This is a genomic window from Tenacibaculum caenipelagi, from assembly GCF_004363005.1.
GTDB lineage: Bacteria > Bacteroidota > Bacteroidia > Flavobacteriales > Flavobacteriaceae > Polaribacter > Polaribacter caenipelagi.
Map to the genome: position 1 here is coordinate 557,033 of NZ_SNYH01000002.1, position 20,110 is coordinate 577,142.

A 20,110-nucleotide genomic window follows, 5' to 3' on the forward strand; every position below is an offset into this window, starting at 1 on the left:
GTTAACTTCCTGTTCTTTGCCCACAACAAGAGGGCTTGTTAAAGAAAGAGAGATTGAACAAACGTTTATATACAACATGTATTTTTCACAAAACAAAGACTTTGTTTATAAGGCAAAAATAAAGGCTTTTAGTAATAATGTTGGCGGGATACTAATCATCAAAAAAATTAAAGAAAATAATTTCAGAATTGTCTTTACTTCTGAGTTTGGTAACAAATTTTTCGACTTTGAATTAAACAACAATCAATTCACAACTCACTTTATCTTAGAAGCGTTTAATAGAAAAACTTTTGTAAAAATTTTACAAAGTGACTTTTTAACGCTGATAAAAGAGAAAAATAAAGTATTAGCTGTTTACAAAGAGACGGGAAAAAAAGTATATAAAACAAGGTTAAATAATAAGTTTAATTACTTTTTTGTTGAGGGTAACAAAAACACTCTTGAAAAGATTGTTCATACAAATAAAAGTAGAGAGTTAACAATTTTTGAGTTTAAGAGAGACGGGAAAGAAATACAAATATTGCATAAAAAATTTCCATTACAAATAGCCCTCAGAGCATTTGATTAACTAATAAGCTTTGTGTATTTATTAGCGAATGTTTAAGTTTGCACCTTAATTAAAAAAGGGGATAAAATGAAAAAAATTAAATTGCTATTAATTGCTGTGTTTACCACTGCAATAACGTCTGCACAAGTTGTAATTAAACCAGGAGTAAAAGGAGGGTTAAACTATTCAGGTTTAACAAACGCAGGAAATGACACTAAATGGAATACGTCATTTCATATTGGAGGTTCAGTTTCTTTTAAGTTTGCAGACTTTTACACATTACAACCTGAAGTTCTTTATTCAAAACAAGGAGCTAAAGTTGGGTTTGATTTAGTGTCTAATGGAGGTTCGTATATAGAGAGAACTTATATAAATACTAAGCTGAATTACTTATCTTTTCATGTAAATAATAAATTCTTTTTAGGAGGTGGAAACTTTAACTTACAAGTAGCTCCTGTTTTAGATATTTTAGTAAGTCATGAAAATGTGAACGACCCAGAAATATTTGATTTTGGTTTAGCTGGTGGTATTGGATATAATTTTCCTAATGGATTAAATATTGATGTTAGATTTAAGCAAGGGTTAACCGATTTATTTGGTAGAAACGTAGGTACATATCCTGAGACAACAGATATATCCGATTTAACTTTAAATCAAGTATTTCAAGTTAGTTTAGGGTACGAATTCGATTTTAAATAATGTTAGAAAACGATTTTTATACAATAGTATCTTCTGAAATAAAGGAAGATACTATTAGTTCTAAGATACTTTTAAATAAAAACCATCAAATCTTTGAAGGGCATTTTCCAGAAAATCCAGTTACACCTGGTGTTTGCATGATACAACTTGTAAAAGAAATTTTGGAAAAAACGTATCAGTATAACTTACAGTTAAGTAAAATTTCTAATGTAAAATTTACAGCGTTAATCAATCCTAATGTAAATCAAGAATTACTAATAAGTACACAAGTAAATAAAGAAGATACATTGTTGAAAATTAAAAATGTATGTACATTTACCGATAGTACTGTTGCATTAAAATGTAATGCAACATTTCTTGTTAAATAAATGATATTTAAAAGTTGAGCAACCAGCTTCAATATAACTTAGATTCTTATAAATGTTGCGTTATTATACCAACATATAATAATGAGAAAACTTTGCAAAGGGTAATTGATAATACGCTTAAGTTTACTCAGAATATTATTGTAGTTAATGATGGTTCTACTGATGCTACAAGTACTATTTTAAAAGAGTATTCTTTTTTAAAACAACTGCATCACAAGCGTAATAAAGGAAAAGGTTCTGCATTAAGAAATGGATTTAAGTTTGCGTACGAACAAGGTTATGAGTATGCAATCACTATAGATTCTGATGGACAACATTTTCCAGAAGATATTCCTGTTTTTTTGAAAAAACTATCTCAAAAAGAACAAAATAAGGAGTTGTTACTGATTGGTGCAAGAAATATGAATCAAGATTCTGTGCCTAAAAAAAGTAGCTTTGGAAATAAGTTTTCTAATTTTTGGTTTTGGGTTGAAACAGGAACACAATTACAAGATACCCAGTCAGGTTACAGACTTTACCCACTAAAAGTTCTTGATAAAATTAGATTTTACACTACCAAATTCGAATTTGAAATTGAAGTTATTGTAAAAGCTGCTTGGAGAGGTGTAGCGGTTGAAAATGTGCCTGTAAAAGTGCTATATGATGAAACCGAAAGAGTTTCTCATTTTAGACCATTTAAAGATTTTACAAGAATAAGTGTTTTAAACACTTGGTTGGTATTAGTAACGTTTTTGTTTATAAAACCAAGAGACTTTTTAAGAAGTCTAAAAAAAAAAGGGGTTAAAAAATTTTTAATAGACGATGTACTTGTAAGTAGCGATTCTAGTATAAAAAAGTCAGTCTCAATAGCCTTAGGAGTTTTTTTTGGATTGTCTCCTTTTTGGGGGTTACAAGGTTTTTTAGCAATTGGTTTTTCTATTCTTTTAAAGCTAAATAAAACAATCTCATTTTTGTTTTCTAATATTAGTTTACCTCCATTAATTCCTTTCGTTGTATTGGCAAGTGTCAAAGTAGGTGAGTTTTTATTGGGAGAAAAAATTGAGTTTGATTTTCGTACTATTGAAAATATCAAAATGCTAACGCACATAAAAGTATATGTAGTTGGTAGTTTAGTTTTAGCAGGCTTTTCAGCAGTGCTTTTAGGAATAATTTCACTGGCGCTTTTTAATATTTTTAAGCCTAAAAATAATGAGTAATTTATTGTATTCAATATTTAAGTTTTTTAATCAGCGAAAAATAGTTTCGCTGGTAGTTATTATAGGTTTGTTTAGTGGCCTTTTATACATTGCTTCGAATATAAAATTTGAAGAAGATATTTTAAAATTAGTGCCTCAAACTAACCAGTCTTCAGAAGCAAAAAAAGTACTAGAAAACACAAATTTTTCTGATAAAATTATTTTTAAAATTCAGCGAAAAGATTCTGTAGCAAGAGAAGATTTGACAAAATTTGCCACAGTTTTAATTGATAGTTTGCAAAAAAATAAACTGATAACTAAAGTAAGTGGAGTAGTAAACGGAGATGATGTTTTTAAAATTACTGACTTTATTTACGAAAACTTACCCTTATTCTTAGATAAAGAAGATTACCAAGCGATAAATTCTAAAATAGAGAGTGATAATCTAGAAAGCCTGATCGAAAAAAATTATCACACATTAATCTCTCCAACAGGGAGTTTTGTAAAAAAGCAAATATTAAAAGATCCTTTAGGGTTGAGTTTTATAGCTTTAAAAAAACTTCAAAAGTTAGGGGTTGGAAATGATTTGATATTGAAAGACGGATTTTTAATGAGTAGTGATGAAAAAAGTATCATCCTGTTTGTTGATACCAAATTTCCACCCAGCGAAACAGAAAAAAACAGTGTGTTAGTAAGCGATATTGATGCAATTGTAAAAGACTTACACCAAACATATAAAAATATTGATGCCACATTTTTTGGAGCAGCTGTAGTTGCTGTAGAAAATGCTTCACAGATAAAAAGTGATATTCAATTAACAGTAAGTATAGCCTTAACAGTGCTATTTATTATTCTAATTGTGTATTATAAAAAGATAGCAACTCCGCTTATTTTGTTTGTACCAACACTTTTTGGAGGAGTTTTAGCCATCAGTTTTTTATATTTTTTTAGAGAAAACGTTTCGGCAATTTCATTAGGTATAGGAGCTGTTTTATTAGGAATTACTCTGGATTATTCCTTGCATATTTTGTCTTACATCAAAAAAGAAGACAATATTGAAAAACTATATCAAGAAATAAGCAAACCTATCTTAATAAGTAGTTTAACCACTGCGAGTGCTTTTTTATGTTTATTGTTTTTAAAATCTCAAGCACTGCAAGATTTAGGAGTTTTTGCTTCTGTCAGTGTCGTAGGAGCTTCAATAGTTGCTTTATTATTCATTCCGCATGTATATAACCCTAAAAGAAAGACGAAAGAAAAAGCAGTAGGTATTGAACGATTTTTACAATACCCAATTCACAGGAATAAATGGTGGGTACTGGTAGTGGTTACGCTTATAATTGTTGGAGCTTTTAATTATGAAAAGGTCAAATTCAATAAAGATTTATCAAAGTTAAATTATAAATCGGAGCATTTACAAGAAGTAGAAAATAGCTTAAACAAACTGACCAATATTTCAGAGAAATCTGTTTACCTAGTGGCTTACGGATCGAATTTAGATTCGGTTTTAAGAACAAATGAAACAATATTAGATAAGCTAAAATCACTCAAAAATAAAGACCAAATTATAGAGATTAAGAGTGTTAGTGAGCTAATTTCATCAAAGAAAAAACAGGAGAAGAAAATTGTTGAGTGGAATTCTTTTTGGACCAAAGAAAAACAAGACTCACTTAAAAGTAATTTAAACCTTTTTGGAACCGCAATAGGATTTAAACCTGATACTTTTAATAGCTTCATTGAAAAATTGAATAAGAACTACAATCCTATTGATTTTAACGATAAAAATGATAGTTCACTATTGCCAATAAACGATTATGTAAGCAATAAAAATAGCTTTATAACAGTAACAAATATTGTTAAAATTAAAGAAGGTTTTGTTGATGAAGTTAAAAGAAATTTAGGAAAAATACCTGGTGTCTATATAATAGACAGAAAAGAAATGAATGAGGTTTTCTTAGGAGGATTAAAGAATAACTTCAATTTTTTAATGAAAGGATCTTTTCTGGTAGTTTTAGTATTATTAATCTTATTCTATAAAAACATTTATTTAACTGTAATAACAGTGCTTCCTGTATTGTTAACATGGGTAATAACAGTTGGTTTAATGGGGGTGTTGCATATTGATTTTAATATTTTCAACATCATTATTTCAAGTTTTATTTTTGGTTTAGGTATAGATTATAGCATTTTTATAACAAGTGCTTTACAAAAGGAATATGCAACAGGTAAAAAATATTTACCGAATTACAAATCAGCAATTATACTATCGGTCATTACAACTATTTTAGGGGTTGGGGTGTTAATTTTCGCGAAACACCCAGCATTGTATTCAATTTCGGTAGTTTCAATTATTGGGGTTTTATCAGCTTTATTATTGTCTTTTACCATTCAACCACTATTATTTAAGCTTTTTATAGGAACTAAAACAAGAGAGTCTCTAAAGCTTCATCATTTAATATTTTCAACAATATCATTTGCCTTTTTTGGGTTGGGCGGACTTTTATTATCACTTTTTAGTGTAAGTGTAATGAAAATCATACCTGTAAGTAAAAAAGTAAAAATGAAGTGGTTTCATAAAACGGTATCTAAGTTTATGAGTTCTGTTTTATGGTCGTATCCTTTTTTAAGAAATAAAGTGATTAATAACACCAATGAAGATTTTTCTAAACAAGCTTTAATTATAGCCAATCACAATTCTTTTTTAGATATTTTAACCATAGGGAAACTGCATCCTAAAATGATATTTTTGGTGAACGATTGGGTATATAATTCTCCTATTTTTGGAAAAGCTGTTCAGTTAGCAGGTTTTTACCCAGTATCAAAAGGAATAGATGAGGGTTTAAACCATATAGAAGAAAAAATAAAGCAAGGGTATAGCGTAATGGTTTTTCCTGAAGGAACACGTTCTGAAACAAATAAAATAAGACGCTTTCATAAAGGGGCTTTCTATTTAGCAGAAACATTTAAGTTAGATATTGTTCCGGTATTAATACACGGAGCCTCAGAAGTGCTTCCAAAAGGTAATTTTATTATTAAAAAAGGTACCATTACAGCAAAAATATTACCTAGAATAGCTTTTAAAGAAGCTACTTTTGGTAGTACATATTCAGAAAAGACCAAACAGATAGGAAGATACTTTAAAGAAGAACACTTAGTGTTAAGAAGAGAGTTAGAAACCTCTAGTTATTTTTATAAAACAATAGTAAATAGCTATTTGTATAGAGGTAAAAAGGTTTATAATCAAGTGAAACTAGATTTAAAGAATAAAAGAGAGTTGTATAGTAACTTATTGCTAAAGTTAAACGAAAAAGAATCAATTACACACTTGTCAGAAGATTATGGGCAATTAGATTTTTTATTAACCTTAGACTCTCTAGATAGAAAAATTATCATTCATAATAATTCTGAAAAAAATCAAGAACTTATAAAAAGTAATTATTTAGTAAAGCATAAAAAAATTACGCTGGTTAATGATTTTCATAAGGCTTTGGCATTAAAAAGTAATGTGCTAATTATTAATAGAAATCTTGAAAAAGAGGAATATAAATTAATCGAAGATCAAGACTTCTCAACAATTGTTATTTTACAGAAAGATGTGATTCTTGAAAATTTTAACAAGTACACAAAAGAAGGAGAGTTACCAGTTATTTTAAAGAGATAGAATGAAAGAAAAATACGATGTTGTAATTATAGGTAGTGGTTTAGGAGGATTGGTATGTGCAAATATTTTAGCAAGAGAAGGTAAAAGTGTTTGTGTACTAGAAAAGAATAATCAGTTTGGAGGTAATTTACAAACCTTTGTTCGTGATAAAACTATTTTTGATACTGGTGTGCATTATATAGGAGGTTTGTCAGAAGGGCAGAACCTTTATCAGTATTTTAAGTATTTAGATATTATTGATCAACTTACGCTTCATCAAATGGACGAAGACGGTTTTGATATTATAACCTTCGATGATGATGAAAAAGAATATAAACATGCTCAAGGATATGATAATTTTGCAAATCAATTAATAAACGAGTTTCCTGAAGAAGCAGAGGCTATAAATAAATACATAAACAAAATTAGAAAAACATGTAATGATTTTCCGTTGTATTATTTAAAGCATGGAGCACCTTTTTATGAAAATTTAGAAGTATTTGAACAAGGAGCTAAAGATTATATAGAAAGCCTAACAAGCAATAAGAAGCTAAAGGCAGTATTATCTGGGTCCAATTTACTGTACGCCGGGGATGAAGATAGAACACCACTTTATGTACATGCGTTATCAGTAAATTCATACATAGAAAGTGCCTATCGATGTGCAAACGGAGGAAGCCAAATTTCAAAAGCGTTAATTAAAAAAATCAAAGAATTTGGAGGCGACACCTACAAATATAAAGAAGTTTGTAAGTTCAATTTTAATGAAAATAAGGAAATAATTTCTGTTGTAACTAAAGACGGAACAACTGTTGTTGGCGATTTATTTATTTCAAACATAGACCCTAAGCAAACATTAAAGTTTGTAGGAGAAAATGTTTTAAGGAAATCATATACAAATCGAATTAATAAAATAGAAAATGCTATTTCTATGTTTAGTTTGTACTTGGTGTTAAAACCTAAAACATTTAAGTACTTAAATAAAAACTACTATCATTTTAAAAATGAAGATGCAGTATGGAGTGCTCAAGATTATAATGAAAGTAATTGGCCAAAAGCCTATATGCTATCTATGGGTGTCAAAAAAAACATGGATGAATGGGGAGAGAGCATAACCGCTATGACTTATATGCATTTTGATGAAATGAAACCATGGATTGATACACGTAATACAGTTGCAGAAAAAAATGAGAGAGGACAAACCTATGAGGAATTTAAAGCAGAAAAGGCAGAAATTTTAATAAGCGAAATTGAAAAGAAATTTTCAAATATAAGAGAGTGTATCCAAGAAGTATATACATCAACACCGTTGTCTTATAGAGATTATATAGGAAACGCAGAAGGAGCTTCTTATGGGTATGTAAAAGATATTAGTAATCCACTAAAATCATTTATAGCACCTCAAACCAAAATCAAGAATTTATTATTTACAGGTCAAAGCTTAAATATGCATGGTATTTTAGGAGTAACTATTAGTGCAGTTATTACCAGTTCAATTGTTTTAGGTAGAGAGTATTTGTTAAATAAAATTATAGAAGCCAATAAATAAGGAAACAGTATAGTATATGGGACAGTTTAAAACAATACCAATTACTAAGGTTAGTTCAATAACCAGAGAAGAATTTATTGAACATTACTATAAACCGCAACGTCCTGTATTAATTGAAAATTTAACTAAAAACTGGCAAGCCTATCAAAAATGGTCATTAGATTATATCCAAGAAAGAGCAGGAAATCAAGAAGTGCCATTATACAATAACAATCCTGCTAAAGGAAAAGAAAGTGTATATGCTCCCGTAAAAAAAATGAAGCTTTCTGAGTATATAGAGATACTAAAAACCAAACCTACAGATTTACGTATTTTCTTTTATAACATTCTCGATTCTATGCCTGAGCTTTTAAAAGATTTTGAGTACCCTACAATAGGGTTAAAGTTTTTTAAGCGCTTGCCTGCATTATTCTTTGGAGGAGGAAATTCAAAGGTTTTTATGCATTATGATATAGATTTACCTGATAGCATGCATTTCCATTTTCATGGAAATAAAGACATTTTATTATTTGCTCCAGATCAAACAAGACACTTATACAGGGTGCCTTTTTCTATCCACAACTTAGAAAGTATAGATATGGATAACCCTGATTTTGAAAAGTATCCAGCATTAAAAAATGCTCAAGGAATTAAAGTAGAAATGAAGCATGGAGATGCCTTGTATATGCCAAGTGGTTATTGGCATTATATTAAGTATTTAAACGGAGGTTTTTCAATGACCTTAAGGGCTTTGCCAAGAAAACCTTCACGAATTTTAAATATGTTATATAACGTGTTTATTATGCGTAATTTCGATAACCTAATGAGAAGGTTTTTAGGGCAAAAATGGTTGGTTTTTAAAGATAAAAAAGCCATAAAAAGAACGCATAAAAGAGAGAATAACTAATGCAAATTAGAATAAAACATATTGTAGTACTGATAAGCTTTTTTATTTGCTTTTCTTGTGGTGTTTCAAAATCGTTAAAAGATGTTCCAAACGTTTCTCAATATGTTAAACCGCAGTTTAAAAGAGAACAAATAACTGATACTGTTTTTGTGATAAACAATGATTTTTTATCAAAAAATAAGGTGGGTTCTTGGGAGTTATTTGTTTCTGGAAATCCTTTAGAGTTGGGAGATAAAACAGGAAGCCTTACACAAGAGTTGTTTGTAAATCAAGAAGCTGTTTTTCTTTCAAAGGTTAACGATTTGGTTCCATCAAAGTTTAAACAGTATCTGCTAAAACGTTTTTTGGCTTGGTATAACCGTAAAATGTATTTACATGTTCCAGAGGAATATAAAACAGAAATTTATGGTTTGTCTAAATACGCTTCAAAAGAATACAATCATATCGCCAATGAGTATTTGCGGGTTCTGTATTTGCATGGTGCACACGATATAGGTCATGCATTAAAAGATTTAGCTTTGGTAGGTTGCTCATCGTTTGCTGTTTGGGGAGATAAAACAGAAGACGGTAAATTATTAATCGCACGAAACTTTGATTTTTATGCAGGTGATGAGTTTGCGAAGAATAAAATTATAGCTTTTATTACTCCTGAAAAAGGATACAAATTTATGTCGGTTACATGGGCAGGAATGATTGGTGTTGTTTCAGGAATGAATGAACAAGGACTAACAGTAACCATTAATGCTGGGAAATCTAAAATCCCGCTGGTAGCAAAAACGCCTATTTCAATTGTTACAAGAGAAATATTGCAATATGCCTCTACTATTGAAGAAGCAATAGAAATAGCCAAAAAGAGACAAGTTTTTGTTTCAGAATCGATAATGGTAGGAAGTGCAAAAGATAACAAAGCAGTTATTATAGAAGTATCACCTGAAAATTTTGGAGTGTATGAAGTTGAAAATACTTCAAAACTTATCTGTTCTAATCACTTTCAAAGTGAAGCATATAAGAACGATAAGAATAACCAAAAACATATAGAAGAAAGCCATTCAAAATACCGATATTTAAAGATGGAAGAGCTATTGGAAGAAGATGAGAAAATAACTCCGAAAAAAGCGGTAGCCATTTTAAGAAATAAAGAAGGTTTAGAAGGGAAATCTATCGGTTATGGAAATGAGAAAGCGCTGAATCAACTTTTAGCGCATCATGGAATAGTTTTTCAACCATACGATAAACTGGTTTGGGTTTCTTCAAATCCATATCAATTAGGTAAGTTTGTAGCCTATGATTTAGACGATATTTTTAATGGTAAAACAAGTAAGTATAACTTGTCTAATGATGATTTGTTAATTGAAGAGGATGAGTTTTTATATACAGAGCAATATAAAAAGTATGAAAAATACAGAGTTTTAGAAAGGCAGATTGAGCGTAAAATAGCGGATAAAGAACAGATAGACTCTAAAACACTGAAAAATTATATTGATGATAATAGTGATTTTTGGAAAGTGTATTTTCTAACGGGGAAATATTATTATCTAAAAGGATATTACAAGGCCGCTTTAGAGATGTTTTTAAAAGCAAAATCCAAAGAGGTTACCACAAAACAAGATGTACGAACTATAGAGAAGTACATCAAAAAATCAACACGAAAACTGACAAGATGATTCCAGAAATAGAAGGCGCTTCGTTACGAGATATAAAAAAGTTTCAAGAACAAAAACTAGTAGAACTTTTAAGCTATGTAAAAGAGAACTCTAAGTATTACCAAAGAGTATTTCAGAAGCATAACATTGATATTTCTGAAATTAAAACATTAGAAAGTTTAGAAAAAATACCTGTAACTACAAAAGAAGATTTACAATTGTATAATGATGATTTTATTTGTGTAGAAGATCATCAAATTATTGATGTGGTTACAACTTCAGGTACTTTAGGCGAACCTATAACCTTTGTTTTATCCGACAAAGATTTAGACAGACTAGCGTATAACGAATACCTTTCTTTTGCATGTGCGGGAATAACAAAGGATGACAGAATACAGTTGACTACCACTTTAGATAAGCGATTTATGGCGGGACTCGCCTACTTTTTAGGAGCGCGTAAATTAGGGGCTTCTATTATAAGAGTTGGTGTTGGAAGTCCAGAGTTACAATGGGACTCAATTTTAAAATTAAAACCAACATGTTTAGTAGCTGTTCCTTCTTTTTTAATAAAATTAATAGCTTTTGCAAAAGCGAATAACATTGCGCTAGACACAACAAGTGTAAAGAAAGTAATTTGTATTGGAGAGCCGATAAAAGAGTCAGATTTTTCACCCAATATTTTAGCTAAAAAAATTCAAGAGGATTGGAACGTTGAGTTGTACTCAACGTATGCTTCTACAGAAAAAAGTACAGCATTTACAGAGTGTGAAGAGCAAAAGGGAGGACATCATCATCCAGAACTCATTATTGTGGAAGTATTAGATGAGCATGATAAAGCTGTTAAAGAAGGAGGAAAAGGAGAGCTAACTATTACTACTCTAGGGGTTGAAGCAATGCCTTTATTGAAATATAAAACAGGAGATATTGTAGAATTACATCAAGATTTGTGTAAATGTGGAAGAAACACACTTAGAGTAGGTCCTGTTTTGGGAAGAAAAAAACAGATGATAAAATTAAAAGGAACTACCATTTTTCCGCAAGCGATTAAAAGTGTTTTAAATGAGGTAGATGAAGTTAACAACTACGTGATAAAAATATCAAAAGATGATTTTTTAAACGATAAAGTAACCATTAAGGTTGAAGCGGATACTGATCAGGAAATATTAAGAAAAACCTTACAACAAAAATGTAAAACAAAAATACGTGTAACTCCTTTTATTGAATTTGTGAGTAAAAGAGAGATACACGCACTTATGTTTCCTAAATTAGGTCGAAAACCTATAGATGTTATCGATGAAAGAAACTGTATTACTTAACAGTATCTTTTTGTTGAGCTTTCTTCTTTTTTCCAAATAAACCACCTAAAACGTCTGTTACTTTTTTAACAGTTTCGCCTTTTTTGTTGGTTGTAGAAGTACTGTCTTTCTTTTTGTCTCCTAATAATCCGCCTAAAGCATTATTTACTAGGTTATCTTTTTGCTGTTGAATCAATTTCTGAGTCAATTTAGTAACAGATGAAGATAAATCTGTCGTAACCGATGGATTTGTCATATTACCTGTTATGTTAGCAGTAATAGGAACCGTAATATTTTGCTGTTCTTTAGCGCTTAATTTTGAAAGTAACCCTTGAGCTTCGTTACCTAAATATTTAGCAGGAACATTAAGAGTAACATTATAGCTCATTGTTTTGTCGAAACTGTGACTACCACCAACAGTAATTCCGATATCATTATACTTCAAATCAAAAGGTTTTACCACCACATTACCATTGCTAAAAGATAGATGGGTTTTAATGTCTGATAAGTCTAGTTTTGTTAAATCAATAAATGATAATTTATCATTTAATAAACTTAAAGCTTTTGTTTTTTGTGGATTGATACTAGTGGTTAATAATTCTGCCAATGCATTACCCGAAACAGAAGCTAAATTTGGAGTAAAATCATTATTTAAACTCCCTGCTAAATCAACGTCAGAATTTAATTTACCACTCATGGCACCAGCAATAGGGCCTAATGATTGTAATAAATCTAAACCAGTAAAAGATTGTGCAATGTCGAATGATTTAATTCCTAACTTCATGTCGAAGGTAGGGTGTTTTTGTTGGGTATTAACCTCTCCGTTTAGTGCAAGTTGACCATTAAAAATATTAGCGTCAACATTTTGAAGAATGGCTTTTTCATCCTTTAAAAGTAATGTTCCTTTAACATTTTTAAGTGTTAAGTTGTCGTAGTGTACCGTTTTTGCATTAGCCGTTACGGAACAGTCTAAAAATGCAGGGATTTTTAAAGACTCTTTTGGAGCATTTTCATCAGAAGTTTCCTCTTTCTTTTCAGATGCTTCTGGATTTTCTTGCATAAAATCACTTACATAAAATGCATTTGAGTTTAATGAGAAGTTTCCTTGTAGCTTTTTGTCAGCAAGTAAAAAACCTAATAAGTTTTTAAGAGTTCCAGTAGCATTTAAGTCACTTTTTCCAGTAATTGCGTCAAACTTAGTTAATGAAACAGTACCTGGTGTAAAATTAATAACGGTGTTTTTAATATAAATTGGATTCACTAAGTCTTCTGAAGAAAAGACAAAATTAATTACTTCCATTTTTCCGCTATTTTTAATACGACTTACAATACTGTTTTCAATAGCTTTCATGTCAAATTCGGTAAGCAAATCTGCTTTTAAAATTCCGCTTAATTCATTTTGTAAGTCAATAGGGTAAGCTTGGTTTAAATTAGCAAGATTCAATGTTCCTTTTACCGTAGCATTAACTTTAGGGTTTGTTGTTAAATTGTATATATTTCCTTTTCCAGAAAAAGTATCTTCATCAATTTTAAAAGATAAGTTATTGATGGAAACAAAGGTGTTTTCAGTTTTACCAGTAGTGTTTTTTATTTGCGCATCTATATTAATGTTTTGAACACTTTTAGGTAAATCAGGATATTTAAATGAAGCATTATTAGACTTCATAGAAATATCTAATTTCGGAATATGATTATCATCAATGATTCCATTTACTTTACCATTTAAACTGAAGTTACCGGTAGTGGAAACGTTTGCGATACTTTTAGTATAAGCTTCAGGAATTAACCCTAAAAAGTTTTTAAAATCTGACGAAGGAGTTTTAAAGTTGATGTCAACTTCCTGATTATTCTCATTCATTTGAAGATATCCGTCAAAAATTAAAGGCAAGTTATTCAATTTGGCTTCATTTTTTAGGAAGGAAAACTTTTTGTTAGTTAAGTCCATTCCTAAAACAGCATCCAATTGTATTTTTTGATTTTTAGCATAGGTGTTTCCATCCATTCCGAATGAAATTAAGGTAGATGTTTGTGTATCTAACTCGGTATTTGATTGTGAAAAGTCACCACTTCCGCTATGGTTAAAGTCTGTTAGCTCAAGAGCCAATTTTCCTTGTTTGTCGTTGTACTTTATGGTTGAATTATTAATTGCGTATGAATTGATAGATAATCCGAAAGAAGATGGTTCTTTATCTGTAGTTTCTTCTGTTTTTGAGGGTTTTGCGATATCGTAATTTGCATTTCCTTTTTCATCAACCATTACATTTACCAAAGCTTCGTCAATAGTAAATGATTTGATATTTAGCTGTTCAGAAGAAGCTTTAAAAAGTTCGGTAAGTTTTATAGCTAAGTTTACTTCTTTAGCATATACTAAAGTATCGCCTTCAAAAGGAGCATGATTAATAACAGTTAAGTTCGATAACTGTACTGATGCATTTGGGAAATTTCTAAGTAAACTTAAACTCGAGTCGCTAAAGTCAACTTGTGCATTTACATTGTTGTTAATGGTAGTTTTTACCAAGTTCATTACTTTATCTTGGAATAACAGGGGAATGCTAATTAAAAGGATAAAGAAAAAAATAATAATGCCTAATACTATTTTATAAATCTTTTTCATGGTGAATAAAGTTTGTCATGTAATACTAACGAACAAAGTTCAACAATTATTTGTAAATAGAAAGTCAATGAAATGATAAATTTTCTTTTGGTAATTTTGCGCTGATAAAATCACGTATTTTGAATCAGAAACAGCAATATTCAAACTTTATTAAAACACAGGCAAAACGCTTGGGTTTTTTGGGGTGCGGTATTGCAAAAGCTGATTTTTTAGAAGAAGAAGCTCCGAGATTAGAAAAATGGTTGCAAAATGGATATCATGGAGAGATGCATTATATGGAAAACCATTTTGATAAACGCTTAGATCCAAGGTTGTTGGTAGAGGGGGCAAAATCGGTGATTTCTTTGTCATATAATTATTTTCCTTCGGAAGTTCAGCAAGAAGGAAGTTATAAGATTTCTAAATATGCTTACGGACAAGATTATCATCATATCATCAAAGATAAATTGCGAGAATTATTGCAATTGATTAATGATGAAATTGGAGAAGTTTCAGGACGTTGTTTTGTCGATTCTGCTCCTGTGTTAGAACGTGCTTGGGCAGCAAAATCAGGGTTAGGTTGGAACGGAAAACACTCGTTATTAATTCAAAAGCAACAAGGGTCCTTTTTCTTTTTAGCTGAATTGATTATTGATTTAGAACTCGAATACGATGCGCCTTTTAAAACAGACCATTGTGGTAGTTGTACTCGTTGTATTGATGCGTGCCCAACACAAGCAATTTTACCTAATAATACAGTAGATGGGAGTAAATGTATTTCATATTTAACGATTGAGTTAAAAGATGCAATTCCATCTGGGTTTGAAGGACAACTGCAAGATTGGATGTTTGGGTGCGATGTGTGTCAAGATGTATGTCCTTGGAATCGTTTTTCAAAACCACATGAAGAATCTTTGTTTACACCGCAAGAAAGTTTATTAGATATGACAAAACGCGATTGGCAAGAGTTAACTCAAGAAACGTTTAGTAAAGTATTTAAAAAATCGGCAGTGAAGAGAACGAAATTTTCTGGGCTTTCAAGAAATATAGACTTTTTAAAAAAATAAACAGGCTTTGAAGCCTGTTTTATTTTTAGTGTTATTTAGGGTCTGTTTCTCCAAAGAAAAACCAGTTAATCCCTTTTTTGATTATTCCGCTTTCTTTAGATGGAGCTTCTCCGTTGTTTTCTTTTGAGTTAGAAGTTTCTTTTTCAAATAAGTTTACTACAAAATCTTCATAAGATGAATTTACTTCTTCTTGAAGGTAAGAGTTAAAATACAACTCACTTGCTTTTTCTCCTTTAATTTTCTCAATTTCTAGTAAAGTCTTGTATAAAGGTTCTATTTTTTTTACAACTTTTTCAGGTAAAGCTTTTCTTCTTCCTGTATAACCTGTAATTTTTCCTGTTTCATCTTTTTCTACATCAAAATCAGTAATTACCCAGTAATATCTACCTGTTCTTGTTAGGTTTTTAACAATAGCATGAAAATTGTTCCCTTGCTTAAGGTTGTCCCATAATACCTTAAATACAACTTTAGGCATATCTGGATGCCTAATAATATTATGAGGTTCTCCAATAAGTTCTATTTTATTATACTCTGAAGCTTCTTCAAAAGTGTCGTTCATGTATAAAATAGTTCCGACTGAGTCAGTTTTACTAATAATTGTTTTCGATTTGTCCCATTTAACTTCCTCGTCTATGACTTTGGAAGGTCTAAGAGCATCATTTGTGTTCATTTATGTGTTTTTAATAGTTTTCGGGTAGCTTTTTTTTAAAAGTCAGCAAATGTAAAGCTTTTTTATCTCAAGAGAGAACAGCATTTTTTTTTAAAAAGGTTAAAAAAAGTTAAAATTATGATTAAAAAACAAAAAAGTATTTTCTCTTCTCTTTATGTTATGAATTATGAAATAAGAGAAAGTGTCTTAAATAAAAAAGGATAGAGCTCTTAAGAACTCTATCCTTTGAAGTATTTGGTTAAGGGAAATTGTAGGGGTGTTAAGTCATTTATTTCGGATCAGTTTCTCCGAAGAAAAACCAATTTAACCCCTTTTTAAGAGAGCTTGTTTCGCTCTTAATTTTTTCTGCTTCTTCCTTAGAAAGTTCTTCGTTAAATAAATCAACAACAAATTCATTATAGGTTTTACCAGCCTCTTCTTTTAAGTAAGCTTCAAAATACATTTCGCTTGCTTTTTCACCTTTTAATTTTTCAATTTCTAGAAGTGTTTTGTAAATAGGTTCTATTTTTTTTACAACACCACTTGGCACTGATTTTCTTCTTGCTGTATATCCAACAATGTTGCCACTTTCATCTTTATCTATTGTGAAATCGGTAATTACCCAGTAGTATCTGCCTGTTCTAGTCAGGTTTTTAACAATAGCATGAAAATTTTCACCTTTTTTTAAGGCATCCCATAATACTTTAAAAGCTACTTTTGGCATGTCTGGGTGACGAATAATGTTATGCGGCTCACCTACTAATTCAATAGTACTGTATTCACAAGTTTTAGAAAAAACATCGTTTGCGTATAGTATTGTTCCGTAAACATCTGTTTTGCTTACAATGGTTTTTGTTTTGTCCCATTGTACTTCTTCATCAATAATGTGTCTTTGTGTAGTTTCCATTTTATTTGGTTTAAGGTTGGCGCAAAAGTCAGGAGAATTTTAAAGACCAAATATGACTTTTATCAGGTTACAAAATATTTTTACTTCATAAACAAAATGTATATTTGTAAGTTCAAACAAACAAGAACGAACCTATGAAAGATTCTAGAAAGAGGCATGAAGCTTTACTTTATCATGCTAAACCGAAGCCAGGAAAAATAGCAGTAGTACCTACAAAAAAATATGCAACACAACACGATTTATCTTTAGCATATTCACCAGGAGTAGCAGAGCCTTGTTTAGAGATAGCGAAAGACAAAAACAACGTTTATAAGTATACCTCAAAAGGTAATTTAGTAGCAGTTATATCGAATGGGACAGCAGTTTTAGGGCTGGGTGATATTGGTCCAGAAGCGTCTAAACCTGTAATGGAAGGAAAAGGATTGTTGTTTAAGATTTTTGCTGATATTGATGTTTTTGATATTGAAGTTGATACTACAGATGTAGATAAATTTGTAGAAACTGTAAAAGCAATTGCTCCTACTTTTGGAGGAATTAATTTAGAAGATATCAAAGCTCCTGAAGCTTTTGAGATAGAAAGAAGATTAAAAGAGGAATTAGATATTCCTGTTATGCACGATGATCAACATGGTACAGCAATTATCTCTGCAGCAGCGCTAAAAAATGCATTAGAGATTAATGAGAAAAACATAGAAGATGTTAAAATAGTTGTGAACGGAGCAGGAGCAGCAGCTATTTCATGTACACGTTTGTATTTAGCCCTAGGAGCTAAACGTGAAAACGTAATTATGTGTGATAGTAAAGGCGTTATTAGACAAGATAGAGATAACTTAACGTCTCAAAAAGCTGAGTTTGCTACAAGTCAAGATGTGCATACCTTAGAAGAGGCGATGTTAAATGCAGATGTATTTATAGGGTTGTCAAAAGGAAATGTGGTAACACCAGAAATGTTGTTAGCTATGGCAAAGAATCCTATTGTTTTTGCAATGGCAAATCCAGAACCAGAGATTGAATACGATTTAGCAATCGCAACAAGAGATGATATTATCATGGCTACAGGAAGATCGGATCATCCTAACCAAGTAAACAATGTATTAGGTTTTCCATTTATTTTTCGTGGAGCATTAGATGTTCGAGCAAAGAAGATTAACGAAGAAATGAAAATGGCTGCGGTACATGCGTTGGCAGATTTAGCTAAGCAATCAGTACCTGAACAAGTGAACATAGTATACGATGAGGTGAGTCTTTCTTTCGGAAAAGAATATATTATCCCTAAGCCGTTTGATCCAAGGTTAATTTATGAAATTCCACCAGCAATTGCGAAAGCAGCGATGGATTCTGGCGTAGCCCAAGAGCCTATTGATGACTGGGATAAGTATCGTGAAGAATTGATGGATCGCTCAGGTACGGGAAGTAAAGAAGTACGATTATTACACAACCGAGCTAAGAAAAATCCTAAGCGATTGGTATTTGCCGAAGCAGATCATTTAGATGTGTTAAAAGCAGCACAAAGAGTGTATGAGGAAAAAATTGGAAAACCGATTTTATTAGGAAGAAGAGAAATCATCTTAGAATTAAAAGAAGAGTTAGGTTTTGATGCAGATGTGCCAATTATAGATCCTAAAACGGATGAAGAAGAAGCAAGAAGAAATCGTTATGCTGAAGCTTTTTGGAAAACAAGACAGCGTAAAGGAGTTACTTTTTTAGAAGCACAAAAATGGATGCGTGAGCGTAATTATTTTGCAGCTATGATGGTGAATTCGGGAGAGGCAGATGCATTAATTACAGGGTATTCAAGACCTTATCCTTCTGTGGTGAAACCAATGTTGGAATTGATTGAAAAAGATCAAGGAGTAACAAGAGTAGCTGCTACGAATATGATGTTAACTAAGCAAGGGCCAATGTTTTTGGCAGATACAACCATAAACATCAATCCAACAGCAAAAGATTTGGCTAAAATTACACAGTTAACATCCGTACTAGCTAAAATGTTTGGAATGAAACCAAATGTAGCAATGTTAGGTTTTTCCAATTTTGGTTCTTCAAAGTCTGAAAGTTCAACTAAAATTAGAGAAGCAGTGTCTTATATCCATCGTCATTATCCTAATGTTGTGGTAGATGGTGAATTGCAGGCAGATTTTGCGTTGAATCCAGAGTTATTAGCAAAAGAGTTTCCGTTTTCTAAATTAAATGGAAAAAGAGCAAATGTTCTAATTTTCCCTAACTTAGAGTCAGCTAACATTACATATAAACTAATGAAAGCGGTTGATGAAGTTGAAACTATTGGTCCAATTTTGTTAGGAATGAGCAAACCAGTACACATTTTACAGTTAGGGGCAAGTGTAGATGAAATGGTTAATATGGCAGCAGTAGCTGTGGTAGATGCTCAAAATAAAGAAATGAAAGCTAAAAAAAACAGTTAATACTTGTTGAACAAAGACAAGTAAAAAATAAATAATTTTTGCCTATTTTAGGCAAATAGAAAAAATAGCTGGATGATTACACAAATAAGGGGGAAGCTTGTGGAGAAAAATCCTACATACGCTGTAGTTGATTGCAACGGGGTAGGATACTTAATGAATATTTCTTTAAACACATTTTCATCATTGCCAAATGATGAAAATGTGTTGTTATATACCCACTTATCTATAAGAGAAGATGCACATACGTTATATGGTTTTTCAACCAAAATGGAACGAGAAGTTTTTTTATTACTAATTTCAGTTTCAGGTGTGGGACCTAGTATAGCAAGAACAATGTTGTCTTCTATGACATCAGAAGAAGTTCAGCAAGCAATTGCTTCTGAAAATGTAAAGCTAATTCAATCGGTAAAAGGAATCGGTGCAAAAACAGCACAGCGAGTAATAGTTGATCTAAAAGATAAAGTTTTAAAGACTTTTGAATTGGGTGAAGTTTCTGTGATACAGAACAATACAAATAAAGAAGAAGCGTTATCTGCTTTAGAGGTTCTTGGCTTCGTTCGGAAGCAAGCCGATAAAGTAATAGGGGAGATATTAAAAGAAACGCCTGAAGCAAGTGTTGAAAAACTTATAAAACAGGCGTTGAAAAAATTATAAAAAAGATTGGAAAAA

General features: G+C 31.1%; 15 protein-coding genes. 12 read left to right on the top strand and 3 right to left on the bottom strand.

Annotation, left to right across the window (positions count from 1 at the left end; genetic code table 11):
* Window positions 1–16 precede the first annotated feature (16 nt).
* The 9 genes from DFQ07_RS06040 to DFQ07_RS06080 all read left to right on the top strand — a co-directional run bounded on the left by DFQ07_RS06040 (window position 17) and on the right by DFQ07_RS06080 (window position 11,823).
* The gene (locus DFQ07_RS06040) at window positions 17–568 is read left to right on the top strand and encodes a hypothetical protein (RefSeq protein WP_133535365.1); all 552 of its coding nucleotides are present in this window, start codon (window positions 17–19) and stop codon (window positions 566–568) included.
* Window positions 569–634: 66 nt separating this feature from the next.
* The gene (locus DFQ07_RS06045; protein WP_133535366.1) at window positions 635–1,246 is read left to right on the top strand and encodes a porin family protein; all 612 of its coding nucleotides are present in this window, start codon (window positions 635–637) and stop codon (window positions 1,244–1,246) included.
* The gene (locus DFQ07_RS06050) at window positions 1,246–1,614 is read left to right on the top strand and encodes a 3-hydroxyacyl-ACP dehydratase (RefSeq protein WP_133535367.1); all 369 of its coding nucleotides are present in this window, start codon (window positions 1,246–1,248) and stop codon (window positions 1,612–1,614) included. Before DFQ07_RS06045 ends, DFQ07_RS06050 begins: the two co-directional genes overlap by 1 nt.
* 14 nt (window positions 1,615–1,628) lie before the next feature.
* On the top strand, window positions 1,629–2,810 hold the full coding sequence (locus DFQ07_RS06055; protein WP_133535368.1) for a DUF2062 domain-containing protein: 1,182 nt from the start codon (window positions 1,629–1,631) through the stop codon (window positions 2,808–2,810).
* On the top strand, window positions 2,803–6,450 hold the full coding sequence (locus DFQ07_RS06060) for an MMPL family transporter (RefSeq protein ID WP_243743942.1): 3,648 nt from the start codon (window positions 2,803–2,805) through the stop codon (window positions 6,448–6,450). Before DFQ07_RS06055 ends, DFQ07_RS06060 begins: the two co-directional genes overlap by 8 nt.
* 1 nt (window position 6,451) lies before the next feature.
* Window positions 6,452–7,978, top strand: coding sequence for a phytoene desaturase family protein (locus DFQ07_RS06065; protein ID WP_133535369.1), 1,527 nt, complete (start codon window positions 6,452–6,454; stop codon window positions 7,976–7,978).
* A gap of 16 nt (window positions 7,979–7,994) precedes the next feature.
* Complete coding sequence (locus tag DFQ07_RS06070; protein WP_133535370.1) at window positions 7,995–8,864, top strand: cupin-like domain-containing protein; 870 nt, start codon at window positions 7,995–7,997, stop codon at window positions 8,862–8,864.
* Window positions 8,864–10,528 carry a C45 family autoproteolytic acyltransferase/hydolase gene (locus DFQ07_RS06075; RefSeq protein WP_133535371.1) on the top strand — a complete coding sequence of 555 codons (1,665 nt, stop codon included), beginning with the start codon at window positions 8,864–8,866 and terminating at the stop codon, window positions 10,526–10,528. Before DFQ07_RS06070 ends, DFQ07_RS06075 begins: the two co-directional genes overlap by 1 nt.
* Window positions 10,525–11,823, top strand: coding sequence for a phenylacetate--CoA ligase family protein (locus DFQ07_RS06080; protein WP_133535372.1), 1,299 nt, complete (start codon window positions 10,525–10,527; stop codon window positions 11,821–11,823). The genes DFQ07_RS06075 and DFQ07_RS06080 overlap by 4 nt, the downstream gene beginning before the upstream one ends.
* Here the strand turns inward: DFQ07_RS06080 and DFQ07_RS06085 are convergent.
* On the bottom strand, window positions 11,816–14,416 hold the full coding sequence (locus DFQ07_RS06085) for an AsmA-like C-terminal region-containing protein (RefSeq protein ID WP_133535373.1): 2,601 nt from the start codon (window positions 14,414–14,416) through the stop codon (window positions 11,816–11,818). The two genes, DFQ07_RS06080 and DFQ07_RS06085, sit on opposite strands and share 8 nt — an antisense overlap.
* A 119-nt stretch (window positions 14,417–14,535) precedes the next feature.
* Between DFQ07_RS06085 and queG the strand changes: the two genes are divergently transcribed.
* A complete protein-coding gene (gene queG / locus DFQ07_RS06090; protein WP_133535374.1) occupies window positions 14,536–15,462 on the top strand; it encodes a tRNA epoxyqueuosine(34) reductase QueG in 927 nt (308 codons plus the stop codon).
* A 31-nt stretch (window positions 15,463–15,493) separates the two neighbouring features.
* Here queG and DFQ07_RS06095 read toward each other — a convergent pair whose 3' ends face one another.
* A complete protein-coding gene (locus tag DFQ07_RS06095; protein ID WP_133535375.1) occupies window positions 15,494–16,132 on the bottom strand; it encodes a PAS domain-containing protein in 639 nt (212 codons plus the stop codon).
* Between the two features lie 268 nt (window positions 16,133–16,400).
* The gene (locus DFQ07_RS06100; RefSeq protein WP_133535376.1) at window positions 16,401–17,018 is read right to left on the bottom strand and encodes a PAS domain-containing protein; all 618 of its coding nucleotides are present in this window, start codon (window positions 17,016–17,018) and stop codon (window positions 16,401–16,403) included.
* Window positions 17,019–17,152: 134 nt separating this feature from the next.
* On the opposite strand from DFQ07_RS06100, the gene DFQ07_RS06105 reads away from it, so the two are divergent.
* Together DFQ07_RS06105 and ruvA are read left to right on the top strand one after the other, a co-directional pair.
* The gene (locus DFQ07_RS06105) at window positions 17,153–19,441 is read left to right on the top strand and encodes an NADP-dependent malic enzyme (protein WP_133535377.1); all 2,289 of its coding nucleotides are present in this window, start codon (window positions 17,153–17,155) and stop codon (window positions 19,439–19,441) included.
* A gap of 72 nt (window positions 19,442–19,513) precedes the next feature.
* The gene (gene ruvA / locus DFQ07_RS06110) at window positions 19,514–20,095 is read left to right on the top strand and encodes a Holliday junction branch migration protein RuvA (RefSeq protein ID WP_133535378.1); all 582 of its coding nucleotides are present in this window, start codon (window positions 19,514–19,516) and stop codon (window positions 20,093–20,095) included.
* The last annotated feature ends 15 nt before the right edge of the window (window positions 20,096–20,110 follow it).